12 protein-coding genes are annotated in these 11,249 nt (G+C 55.9%); 6 read left to right on the forward strand and 6 right to left on the reverse strand.

From position 1 onward, the window contains the following. Both ABJP42_RS04530 and ABJP42_RS04535 read right to left on the reverse strand, forming a co-directional pair. A partial coding sequence (locus tag ABJP42_RS04530; protein WP_348338740.1) for an EamA family transporter occupies positions 1 to 483 on the reverse strand: 483 nt, incomplete at its 3' end. A 37-nt stretch (positions 484 to 520) separates the two neighbouring features. Further along, entirely contained in the window at positions 521 to 1,909 is a 1,389-nt protein-coding gene (locus ABJP42_RS04535) for an aminotransferase-like domain-containing protein (RefSeq protein WP_348338742.1), read from the reverse strand. Positions 1,910 to 2,081: 172 nt separating this feature from the next. Between ABJP42_RS04535 and ABJP42_RS04540 the strand changes: the two genes are divergently transcribed. Both ABJP42_RS04540 and ABJP42_RS04545 read left to right on the forward strand, forming a co-directional pair. Further along, positions 2,082 to 2,516, forward strand: coding sequence for a DUF983 domain-containing protein (locus tag ABJP42_RS04540; RefSeq protein WP_348338743.1), 435 nt, complete (start codon positions 2,082 to 2,084; stop codon positions 2,514 to 2,516). A gap of 183 nt (positions 2,517 to 2,699) precedes the next feature. After that, entirely contained in the window at positions 2,700 to 4,826 is a 2,127-nt protein-coding gene (locus tag ABJP42_RS04545; RefSeq protein WP_348338747.1) for an ATP-binding protein, read from the forward strand. 55 nt (positions 4,827 to 4,881) lie between these two features. Here the strand turns inward: ABJP42_RS04545 and ABJP42_RS04550 are convergent, their stop codons facing one another. From ABJP42_RS04550 to ABJP42_RS04560, 3 genes are all read right to left on the reverse strand, one after another. Then, on the reverse strand, positions 4,882 to 5,304 hold the full coding sequence (locus ABJP42_RS04550) for a response regulator (protein ID WP_348338749.1): 423 nt from the start codon (positions 5,302 to 5,304) through the stop codon (positions 4,882 to 4,884). 400 nt (positions 5,305 to 5,704) lie between these two features. Then, entirely contained in the window at positions 5,705 to 7,360 is a 1,656-nt protein-coding gene (locus ABJP42_RS04555; protein WP_348338751.1) for an ATP-binding protein, read from the reverse strand. A 379-nt stretch (positions 7,361 to 7,739) separates the two neighbouring features. Further along, entirely contained in the window at positions 7,740 to 7,931 is a 192-nt protein-coding gene (locus ABJP42_RS04560) for a helix-turn-helix domain-containing protein (protein ID WP_348338753.1), read from the reverse strand. Positions 7,932 to 8,169: 238 nt separating this feature from the next. Between ABJP42_RS04560 and ABJP42_RS04565 the strand changes: the two genes are divergently transcribed. Both ABJP42_RS04565 and ABJP42_RS04570 read left to right on the forward strand, forming a co-directional pair. Continuing rightward, complete coding sequence (locus ABJP42_RS04565; protein WP_348338755.1) at positions 8,170 to 8,505, forward strand: hypothetical protein; 336 nt, start codon at positions 8,170 to 8,172, stop codon at positions 8,503 to 8,505. Next, positions 8,502 to 8,900, forward strand: coding sequence for a hypothetical protein (locus tag ABJP42_RS04570; protein WP_348338757.1), 399 nt, complete (start codon positions 8,502 to 8,504; stop codon positions 8,898 to 8,900). Before ABJP42_RS04565 ends, ABJP42_RS04570 begins: the two co-directional genes overlap by 4 nt. Before the next feature lie 206 nt (positions 8,901 to 9,106). On the opposite strand, the gene ABJP42_RS04575 is transcribed toward ABJP42_RS04570, so the two are convergent. After that, positions 9,107 to 10,120, reverse strand: coding sequence for an alpha/beta hydrolase (locus ABJP42_RS04575; RefSeq protein ID WP_348338759.1), 1,014 nt, complete (start codon positions 10,118 to 10,120; stop codon positions 9,107 to 9,109). Between ABJP42_RS04575 and ABJP42_RS04580 the strand changes: the two genes are divergently transcribed. Both ABJP42_RS04580 and ABJP42_RS04585 read left to right on the forward strand, forming a co-directional pair. Then, positions 10,113 to 11,054: a helix-turn-helix domain-containing protein gene (locus tag ABJP42_RS04580; RefSeq protein WP_348338761.1), complete on the forward strand. Its 942-nt coding sequence runs from the start codon at positions 10,113 to 10,115 to the stop codon at positions 11,052 to 11,054. The genes ABJP42_RS04575 and ABJP42_RS04580 overlap by 8 nt on opposite strands. 62 nt (positions 11,055 to 11,116) lie before the next feature. Next, positions 11,117 to 11,249: transposase (locus ABJP42_RS04585; protein ID WP_348338763.1), on the forward strand; the 133-nt coding region annotated here is incomplete at its 3' end.

Here is an 11,249-nt window from a genome sequence, read left to right on the forward strand (position 1 = left end):
AGAGCCATGAAAGCAGCCAGCCAAGACGGCAAACCCCATGCCGATCTGCATCCCAAACCCCGGCTTCACCACCAAAAGCACCCCGCCAAAACTAACCAGCAGCAGGGCTGCTCGAGACAGATCCACCTGCTCTTTCAGCAAAAACGCAGACAGAGCGAAGGCCACGATTGGCCCGATAAAAAAGCCGCCAAAGACATTGGCGATGGGCTCGGTTTTTAGCGCCGTCAGAATGCAGAAAATCCCCGCTGCGATCAGCAGGGCCCGCAGGATGATGCGCCAATCAAGAAAGCCACGCAGCTCCGCCGCTGTCAGACCACTAAAGGGCAGCAGAACCATAGCCGCCAGCGCGAACCGCGACCAGGCGACAAAGATCGGGCTGAACCCCTGGGCCGTCATGACCTTTCCAGCGGCGTCGCCGCTCACAATCAAGGTCATGGCAAAAACAACCGTTCCCAATACAGCAAGGGACATGTTCTGTTTCATAGAAAGGCTCCTGCGCCGCACCATACGAAAATCTGCATCAGCCCAACCAATCCTTACGCAGGATTGCGTCGCGCAGCGCAACCAGATCGTCGCGGAGCTGCTCTGGGCTGATAGGTCCCCCCAGACAGATCCGCAGAGTGTCCTTGGCCTGCGCGCTGACAGTAAAGGCATCGCTGGGCATAATGCCAATCTGCCGGTTGGCCATACGGCCCATGACCTCGGCCCGGCTGGTCCCGCGTGGCAGCTCGACCCAAAGGTTGAAGGCCTCTGGCGCGCCAGTGACAAAACATCCACAGAGAATGTCACGCGCCAGGGCCTGACGCTCTGCCGCAGCCTTTCGCACAAAGGCCTGGATTTCACTTGCGGTGCCGTCTTCGATCCAACGCCCCAACAGGGCGAGGCTCAGCGGGGAGGCCATAACATTGATGCTGCGCAGGGCCTGGGAAAATCCCCCCATATCGGCCCGCTGTGGCACAGTGGTATAGGCCAGCCGCAACCCAGCGCCAAAGCACTTAGAAATCCCAGCCACGTGCCAAGCCAGGTCTGGCAGCTGGCTGGCGATTGGCGCAGGTGCGTCAGAGGCTACAAACCGGTAGGCGTCATCCTCGATCAGTTGCAACTCATGCCGTTTAAGCACCTCTGCCAGGGCGCTGCGTCGCGTGGTTGAGAGGGTCGCCGTGGTGGGGTTTTGCAGGGTTGGGTTGAGGTAGAGCGCAGCGGGCCAATGGTCGGTGATGGCCCGTTCCAGGGCCTCTGGCCGCATGCCCTCCGCATCCGCAGGCACACCGACCAATCGCAACCCCAGACGGGCCGCCATCGACCGGATACCGGGATAGGTCAGCTCTTCGCAGAGCAGGGTCTGACCTGGCTCGCTGATCATGGTCAGGATGGCATAGATGCTGGCATGTGCGCCCGGCGTGATGGCAAACCGGTCTGGGGCAAACTCCAGCCCATTTGCCTGCATCCAGAACCGGGCAATCTCGCGATCAGCGACAGATCCGCGCACTGATTGATAGCGCAATAATGGAACCAGATTGGCCGCGACATGGTCCAAGCCCTTTGCCATGCGGGCGACCAGGCCTGGATCACTGGGTTCGGGCGGCATATTCATCATCGGATCTTCTTCCAGGATCCGGCGCGGATCTGGCTGCTCGCCCCTGGAAGCAGATAGATCCGATGCGTCACGCCTCCGCACAAAGGTGCCGCGCCCTACAAAGGTCTCGATATCACCCCGACGCACAGATTCAGCGTAGCCTCTGGAAACAGTGGAAAAATCCACCCCAAGATCCTGCGCCACGCCACGCTGGGGAGGCAGGCGATCCCCTGGACGCAGGTGGCCCGCCTGGATATCCATCTGAATGGCATCGGCGATCTCAACATAGCGCGGCTTGTCAGAGGCCGGGAGTGTAGGGCTCCATTGTTTCACAAGATCTGTCTCCAAAGGGCATTCTTAGACCAAACATAGCGCAGGTGGCGCCAGGCTGTTCCTGCCCCGCTATACCTTCAAAAACGCAGGTGATGCAATCAATTTGATCGGAAGATTGATTGCATACATTTAAAAAACTTACTAGAGAGGCGACACAAGAGGAGTCGCCACCATGCACAGCCCCGAGACCCACCAAGATACCACCGCATTGACTACCGCCGCGTTGCAGGAATCTGACCTACAGGCGTCTGACAGTGTGCGCGCCTGGAAACCTGCGGTTTTGCGGGGGCTGCGCCTGCGTTGCCCCGCCTGTGGACAAGGGAAACTGCTGCACAGCTACCTCAAGGTGAATGACAGCTGCGCGACCTGCGGCCAGGAGCTGCACCACAACCGGGCCGATGATGGCCCCGCCTATCTGACCATTTTGATCGTAGGGCACTTGCTCGGCTTTGTCCTGCACATTGCCTATGTCAGCTACCGTCCGGATCCCCTGACGCTGGCGCTGATCATGTCGGCAGTCACCATTTCGGCCTCTCTGGCACTATTGCCGCGCATGAAAGGGCTGGTTGTTGCCTACCAATGGGCCAAACGCATGCATGGATTTTAGCCCTATCTCAGCTGATTTTTGAAGGCTTCCCAGCAGAGCCCAGCGAGCCTTGCCCTTTGGCCTAGGTCATGAAAATCCTTGATCATCCTTTTATTCGCCCTACTGTTGAAATGCGTAGCTAGTAGTTTTCACAATCACCCCACGCTCAATTAAGGGATGTCAGCATTTCAAGGGGACGCAGTGGTGGACGATCAGATCCTCCAGGCCAGAAAAATTCATGCTCAAAACCTAAGAGAATCGTCTAGCTGGCTATTCTATTACTTTATTTTTGCCGTAGGTGTCAGTCTCCTGGCCGCGACAAGTCGCGCCATACCATGGGGGCCATTGTACTACCTTGGCATCCCAATCTTCCTCCTCTGTTTTGTGGCGCCGCATCTGGTTTTTCCAGGCCCCAAACACTACTCCAAACGCGTCGCTTTCTTGCTGGTTGGCTTGCTGCTGATTGCAACAACCGGCATCACCTTTCTTGGGTTGGTTTCTGCAGGCTGGCTTATCCTTCTTATCACCCCTGTTCTCTCGGCCTCTCTGATTGGTAGCCGGGGGGCCTATCCGGCGCTTGCCATCACTCTGATCCTCCCAATCGGGCTCGGTTTTTTGCACAGCTACGGCTTTATTGAAGCCAACATCACGGATTACCAAGCCCATTTCAGCGACTGGCGCAATTGGATGGTTATGACCACCGCCCTACTGCTCAGCAGCCTTGCCTGCTTAATCGTGACCCAACATCTGCACCGCCAATGGGAAGCAACTCATCTTGAGCTCCACAAGCAGCACGACCAGTTTCGCGCCCTCGTAGAATATGCCCCTGAGGCTATTTTAATTCTTGATGCGGATCTTGGTGTGTTCATCACAAGCAATCCGCGCGCCGAACAGATCCTTGGCTACAACCGTAGTGAACTTGTTGGAAAGCTAGGCCCCAACGCCATAAGCCCAACCTTCCAACCTGATGGGCGGCGGTCTGAAGAGGCGATTTCTATCTATGCACAACAGACCCTGACGGGCGAGTTCCCAATTTTTGAGTGGCAACATGAAACTAAGGCCGGGCAGCTACTGGATTGTGAAATCTCCCTCGCCCGCCTGCCGCCTTTTGATCGCAAACTGGTCCGGGCCAGTGTGGTAGAGATTTCTGCCCGCAAGTTGGAGCTACAAGAGCACCAAAAAGTGCAACAACAACTGGCGGCCTCTCAGAAACTGGAAGCCGTTGGAAAGTTGACCGGGGGCGTGGCCCATGACTTCAACAACCATTTGGCTGTTACGCTCGGAAACCTGGAGCTTTTGCGTGACGAAACTGAGGACGAACATCATAAGGCCCTGATCGACAAAAGCATCGCGGCAACCCTTCGGGGCTCTGATTTGACCCGCAATATGCTGGCCTTCGCCCGCAAGGCCAGCCTGGAGCCCCAGGCGATCGATATCAACCAGGTGGTGCATGATACAAAAAACTGGACCAGCCGCACTTTGCCCACCTCGATTTCTGTCCACACTTCTCTGCTTGAAGGGCTCTGGCCCGTGGAGGCCGATTCCAGTTCAACCGAAAGTGCGCTGCTCAACCTGATTCTGAATGCAAGGGATGCCATGCCGGACGGCGGCGATCTCACCATCGAGACAGCCAACATAGAAATTGAAAAAAGCTACCTTGATGCGCGGCAGGAAGAGCTCTTTCCCGGGCGCTACGTCATGCTCGCCGTGAGCGACACCGGCGGCGGCATCCCGCCCGAAACCCTGCCCGAAATCTTTGAACCCTTCTTCTCAACCAAAGCCGTGGGCAGTAATTCCGGTTTAGGCCTCTCGATGGTGCATGGCTTCATGCGCCAGTCCAATGGGACGGTCCAAGTCTATTCAGAACTCGGCGTTGGGACCACTTTCAAGCTCTTCTTCAAAGTGGCGGCAGATATCTCTCCAAGCGCCAGCTCCCCCAAGGACAACACAAATACGACCAAGGGCGGCGGGCAGCGCGTTCTGGTGGCGGAAGACGATAGCGCCGTGCTGGATGTCTTGCTGAAGACGCTGGAGAAGGCAGGCTATAGTGCCATCGCAGCAACCTCGGGGGATGCTGCCAAAGCAATCTTTGAAGCCGATCCAGATTTTGACCTGTTGATCACTGATATCGTCATGCCAGGAAAGCTGCTTGGCACCACGCTTGCTTCGGTTTTGCGCGCACAAGCGCCTGACCTGCCTGTGATTTTTATGTCGGGATATGCCAGCGAAGCAACCGTACACGGAAATGGACTACGCCCCGAAGACATTCGCTTGATGAAACCCGTGCAGCGGGTAGAGCTTATGGCGGCGATACATAAAGCCCTTGGATAGGCATGCCTATCATACAGCTGCCGACCACGACAGCTGATCTGGAAAAAAGCCGAGGCTACTCGGCAGAAAGGTTTGGCGGAGCATCCAGTTGCACCAATGCCTCCCATTCATCAACCAGAACCCGCTTTAGCGTATCCATTGGAATGGGCTTGTACAGATTGCGCCCCACCGAGAGATTTCTTGCCCGCGCCATCAGTTTGGCTGCCAGCATCGGCGCATCGGCGCCGCCGGTCATGAAGCGAAACCTCAGGGGTCGTGAAATTCCTGACAGCCCCTCGATCACTTCAATACCGTCTTTTTCTGGCATGTTAATATCAACCAGAACGACAGCAGGCTCATCGCTTCCGAGCAAGAGATCCAGCAGCTCATTGCCATTGGAACAGGTTTCCACTTCCCACCCCAGACGCGTTGAGACTGTCGTGAGATACTCGACAAATTCCGAATTATCGTCTGCAATATAGAGTTTTCGATCAGGCATTTTCGAAAACCAACTCCACTGAACTCTGACTTCAGCCACCCTACTAGAATTCAACAAGCTGCAACAAGCCGTTTTTCCTGCAATTTTTGGAGCTGCTTGAGAAAGGACAGTGAGCATACAAGTAAAAGGCCCCTTCCAAGCTCAACCGACACTCCTGAAATGGGGAGGCACGCTAGGGGTGCAGAGTCAAATGAAAGTGGCTATTTTGGCGATCCCTAAGTGTGCGATGCCTCGCCCTCGCCTCGATCTCTTGTCTTGGGCATTCTCTTTTAAAACCGAGCTGTTTGCAGAGCGCACAGGTCTGAAAACAGCCTAGGGAACAGGCCAGTTGCCAAGCCCAACATGCTCGTCATGCTCGCGTAGATCTCTGGCGGTCGGGCTCAGCCTTAGCAGCGAACCGCTACTTTTGAAGACATTCCAAAAGCTCTTGCTTGCGAAAAGGCTTTACGAGGAAACCATTCATACCAGCCGCAAAACAGGCCTGTGCATCACTTGGCTGCGCATTGGCCGTCAGCGCAATTATCTGACATTCGGGATGCGCCTTTTCCGCTTCGTATTTACGGATCAACTGTGTCGCCTCGATCCCCCCTAAAACTGGCATGGACAGATCCATCAGGATCAAGTCACAGCCTGCATCCTTATAGGCTTCCAGCGCCTGTTGACCGTTTGATGCAAAGCGTAGGTTTGCACCCGTAGGCTGGAGCATCATCTTTACCACCAACTGGTTGGTCCGGTTGTCTTCGGCAACCAAGATATCCATCCCCTGCAACGGTAGACTCGATGGCACCTGGACCAGTTCTAGGCTCTGTCGCTCCGTCTTTGGCCGGGCATCAGCGGCAAGAGGCTCCACCGGTGCCAATTGCTCCGTATGCGGGGTTTCATCTGTCGCTTGTAGGTTGAGGTCCACATGGAAGCGCGCGCCTTGCCCTGATTGGGACACCACGCTGATCTCGCCGCCCATACGTTCGACCAGCGCCTGGGTAATCGCCAGCCCCAGACCTGTGCCTTCTTCCTGGCGGGTTGCGGTGTTGTCTATCTGTTCAAACGCAGAAAAAATAGCACTTCGCTGCGAAGCCTCGACACCGGGACCGGTATCTTCAACCGTAAGGCGCAAGGGGTATTTGCGCCGGTTGCGGTCAAAAGTGGCCTGAAGCACCACCTGTCCCTTTGACGTGAATTTGACTGCATTCCCAACTAAGTTCAGCAAAACCTGTCGAATTTTGCTGGCGTCGCCTATGTACTCCCCTGGAATTGTCGCGGGGAAATCCATCCGCAGCTCAAGCCCCTTGGACGAGGCGCGGGCCGAAAGCAACGTCACGATATCCTGGACCAAAGCACGCAGGGAAAACGGCGCATCATGCACAGAGACTTTCTCGGCCTGGATTTTTGAAAAATCCAAAACATCATTGATGATACCGAGCAATGCATTGGCCGAATTGTGGATCGTGCTGGAGAACAGTCGTTGCTGTTCATCCATCTCGGTTTCCTGCAGCAATTCGCACATCCCGAGTATACCGTTCATCGGCGTTCTGATCTCATGGCTCATATTGGCCAGAAACCGCTCTTTTGCCTGATTGGCTTCCTCGGCCTTTTCCTTGGCAATTCGAGTGAGTTCGAGCGCTGCATCACGTTCACGTTCAGAGGTGACATCCGTGGAAGACCCGATCAGATGAGTGAGGATTCCTGCGTCGTCAAACAGCGGTTTTAACGTGGTTTTTAAATAGATCGTGCGACGTGCGACGGGTAAAGTAACCTCATAGGCGGATTCAACTCCGGCGGCGAGGACACGGATCTGATTTTCCATCGCCCGCTTGCCCATGGTGCCCCCATAAAGTTCCAGCGCAGTCCTGCCGATGTAGTCACTAGGCTCCATATCCACCAAGGCGCGTCCTTTGGCATTCATCGAGGCATAGCGCGGCAGTCCATCTTCGCCAGGCACCAGGACAAAAATCGGTAGATCCACCGCCTCCAAGAGGTCAAACTGGTCAGAAGGTCCGTCTTGAATCACTGCTTTACCCACAACATGAAAACAACCGCAATTGGTCTGCTCTTCCAATCACGTCGTCTCTAACACATATTCGTTATCGAATAGTACTCGGCTCACCGCAGCCAAGGAAGCCATTTTAGATGATATCAAAAGAGTTGCTTTCGGGAGAGAGAGAAATCTTCCCGGCTATGCGTAGCACGTCTCTCTCAACAACCTTCACCGCAGGAGATTTGTAGAACGTAGTCAATCGGTCTTGAAGCAAGTTCATTGAAATCCTCGCCCTCAAACACAGGTTCACTGCAATCTTCTGTCCACCTTGAGGAGATTTATCTGGTTTTAGTGGCGGCAAGCAAGCAAATGGCTCACGCTTAGGTCTTTAGGTTCTTTGAAAATATTTGTCTTCGAGAATATAGGCTTAACACAACCATATGTGTAGTAAATTGCGCCCTTACTCACCCGCATCTGCTGCTCTCAATAGCTGCCAGCTCTCGACCCCAAGACCTTCAGCGACCCTATAAAGATTGTCAATCGAGATATTCTGCTCAGAACGCTCAACGGCACTCAGGTAAGTCCGGTTCAGCCCCGCCTCCGCAGCCAGTCTTTCCTGTGACCAACCACGTTCGGCCCGGAGCAAGCGCATGTTCCGGGCAACGATATCTCTGAGTGGGCTTTTCGGTGTTCTCTTCACTCTCAATGCTATTGCGCACTGATGGTTTTAACTCTACCTGTTTTAAGATACATTCAAATTCAAGTCGTTCAATACAAGCCCCTTTCTGAGGGGGCGGATCACAGACAAGCAGCCGCTTCGAAGTTACGCGGGGCGCAGCCGGTGAAGGCTGGGCAGGTTCAGAGCAGTTAGAAACAGAAGGGATTCACTTATGAAAATTGCTGTCGGGATCATCGGGATAACCCTCTCCATGATCGCTTTTCTTCAGTCCTGCACGGTGGGAGGGCTGTCAAACATTGCCGGGGAGGAAGCCGTCGCCGGGGCTGCGGCTCTGGGTGGGCTGACGGTCTTCTTCATGTTTCTAGGAGGGGCGTTCTCGTTTGGGTTACCGGGCGTGGCTCGGGTGCTCTTTGCGCTGGCCTTCCTGGTCTCCATTCCAGCTCGAAAAGACTTCCCGGACATGTGGGTGTGGGGGATCGTCTCAGCCTTGCTGGGATGTCTGCTCTGGTTCGCGAGAACCAAGAAACCAAAGGAGAAAGATACATGAAGCGACTATTGGTTATCGGAGCATTGCTGGCGGGACCGGCACTGGCCGAGCCGCCTAAGCTCAAGAACACAGAGGACGCGCATGAGGTCCTTAGCCATGTCTATCAGATCCTGGATGGTCAGGAGATCCCGGTTGAAGGGGCGGTTGGTACGACCTTCGGTGAGGTTCTGTATCTCGTTGACCGGCACGGCAGGTACCGGGTCACTCTGGATGCTGGGCGGCAGGTACGCAAGCAGTTGGAGGGCTGTAAGGTAAACCCCTTCGTGTCGGATCAGTCGAACTGCCGAGGGGTCGGAATGGCCGAAGTTCGGGCTGACTGGGAGGGCCTATCGCTGTCTGAGGGCGTGGCAATCGAACTGATCGTGTACGAGCTGGAAGTCACCCGGTTAGACTAGGCCCCTGACAGCGCACTCCACTCCTCGCCAGAGCCCTCCAGCAGTCTCGCCCTGCGCCTGGACGTTTGTTTTGAACGTCATCGAGACGCCGTGACGCACGGCCAGTTCGGGATCCCGTTGGGTGGGTTCGCTGACGACAGGCAAAAGCTCCACCGCCCGGCAAGAAGGCGCGCGGTGGAGGCCTTTTGACCGTTGCTCAGGTCATATCACGTAACGCCCAGATGTTCGGCGAACCATGCACATTGCGCCGGGGCTGAGATATCGAACGGCGCATCAGTATAGGCCTCGAAATGTGCGCAGTCGAGGATCAGGAGTTTCTTGGGCTCCATGGCATTTTCATAGGCCCGCAAAGTCAGATCCGCTGGCGTCAAGTGATCATGACGGCCGGCGACCAGCATCAAGGGCGTGGGTGCTATGCGCGACACCCAGTTTCCGGGCTCATATTCGGTAAACAGCTCCATCGACCGCAAGGTGATGTCATTTTCCCATGCGCCGCGGTCCTCGTCGCTCAAGCCAAAGAAAAACTCCCGGCTGTCATCGGTCGGCAAAGCGCAAGGATCGCCTTCTTTCTCGCCAACTACCGGCAGGCGGAGCGGCGCGTCGCCGTTCAACCGCCCGGTGCGATCTGCTGCAAATCCGGCACGCAGGTCCGCCCAGTGATCGGAACGCACAAGGCGTTGCGCATTTTCCAGACCATAGACAAGCGGCACCTGGCTGACGACGCATTTGACCCTTCGATCCTTGGCCGCGACCACCAAAACATGCCCGCCAGAGTAGCTTGACCCCCAAATGCCGATCTGCTCGGCATCGACCGCATCCAGTTGCTGCGCGTAGGTAATCGCGTCGCGATAGTCCGAAATCTGCTGGTCAGGATCGATCTCGCCGCGCGGCTGTCCGCCGCTGCTGCCAAGGTTGCGGTTGTCGTAAACCAGCACGTTCATGCCAGCTTTCTGGAACGTCTCGGCAAAGCCTGACAGGTGCATTTCCTTGGTCGCCGAGAACCCGTGTGCCATGATGATACAGGGCGCCAGGGTCGCTTCGGCTTGGTAGAACCAGCCGGCAAGCTCGGTGCCATCTTCGGTCTTGAAGCTCACATCTTTTCTCATGAAATCCTCCCATTTCAGATAAAGCAGTGTGCATGCGATGGGCGCCCCGTTCTTGACTGCCAGCGCATAATTGTTTGATCGTGGGTGCAAGTCGGGAGGAAAATTGATGGCCATAGAGCGCTGGACCAACGCCTTGGAAGATAAGGCGCACCAGTTTGATGCGTGGAGTGAAGGGTTGAACGCCTCGCACCATACCTGGTCTTTGGGCGCGCACCGGGGGCACCGCGCGGATGGGTTCAAGGCGAATGTCTTGTCGCGCGTTGGGCCAGGGTTTTCGATTATCGAATGCGGCTGTGATCCGTGTCATGGCACCCGTGGGCGCCGGGAAATCGGGAACAGCGATGACGCGTATTTTGGTTTGCTTGGGCTGAGGTCTGGTCGTGAACACGTGGTTCAGGAGGATCAGCCGGTGACGCTTACGGCGGGCGATATGATGGTCTGGGATGCCTCCTCGCCGTGCCATTTCAAAACCGAAGGGCCGATTAATAAGACAACAATGTTCATTAGCCGGAAACTGCTCCGTGATATCACAGGATCTGACGCCTTGACGATTGGTCGCTTGGATGTGTCCGGCGGATGGGGCGCGCTGTTGCGGGACAGGATCCTATCGCTGCCGCCCGTGCTAAGCGACATGGATCCGGCTGCATTCTCGCGGCTCGGGCGAACTTTGATCGAAGAGGTCGGTTTGCTGGCGCAAGACAATCGCGACGTAACCACGCCACGAGCCGCTCTTATGGCACGGGTCGACAGCGCAATTGGCAAACACTTGGACGACCCCGATCTGGGCCCCGCCGACATCGCGGCCAGTGTTGGGATATCGGTCCGTTACCTGCACCACCTCTTCGTCGATGAGCCTGATACCTTTCGGGTGAGGCTGATCGCAAAGAGACTTGATGCGATCTCAAGGGTGCTGCGCCAAAACCCAGAGCAGTCGTCATCTTTGACTCAGATTGCCTTTGCGCACGGCTTTTCAAGCTCCGCCCATTTTAGCCGCGCGTTCAAACGCCGCTTTGGTGCCTGCCCGAGAGACTATCGCCACGCGAACTAGGGTCAGGATGCATTGATTTCCGCTTCGCTGCGTGATTCACGGCTCTGAAACGGAGCGGTGACATGAGCGATCTATACTGGTTGAGCGACACGCAGATGGCCAAGCTGGAACCCTTTTTCCCCAAGTCCCACGGCAAGCCCCGTGTGGACGACAGGCGGGTGTTGAGCGGCATTATATTCATTAACCGAAATGGCT

The sequence above is a fragment of the Pseudophaeobacter sp. genome (genome assembly GCF_039971195.1).
GTDB lineage: Bacteria > Pseudomonadota > Alphaproteobacteria > Rhodobacterales > Rhodobacteraceae > Pseudophaeobacter.

Bases quoted from the DNA above. Each gene is read 5' to 3' on its own strand.
- ABJP42_RS04540 (WP_348338743.1), top strand. From the start codon at position 2,082: ATGCACAGCCCCGAGACCCACCAAGATACCACCGCATTGACTACCGCC.
- ABJP42_RS04570 (WP_348338757.1), top strand. From the start codon at position 8,502: ATGAAGCGACTATTGGTTATCGGAGCATTGCTGGCGGGACCGGCACTG.
- ABJP42_RS04560 (WP_348338753.1), bottom strand. From the start codon at position 7,931: ATGCGCTTGCTCCGGGCCGAACGTGGTTGGTCACAGGAAAGACTGGCT.
- ABJP42_RS04575 (WP_348338759.1), bottom strand. From the start codon at position 10,120: ATGGCCATCAATTTTCCTCCCGACTTGCACCCACGATCAAACAATTAT.
- ABJP42_RS04565 (WP_348338755.1), top strand. From the start codon at position 8,170: ATGAAAATTGCTGTCGGGATCATCGGGATAACCCTCTCCATGATCGCT.
- ABJP42_RS04550 (WP_348338749.1), bottom strand. From the start codon at position 5,304: ATGCCTGATCGAAAACTCTATATTGCAGACGATAATTCGGAATTTGTC.
- ABJP42_RS04580 (WP_348338761.1), top strand. From the start codon at position 10,113: ATGGCCATAGAGCGCTGGACCAACGCCTTGGAAGATAAGGCGCACCAG.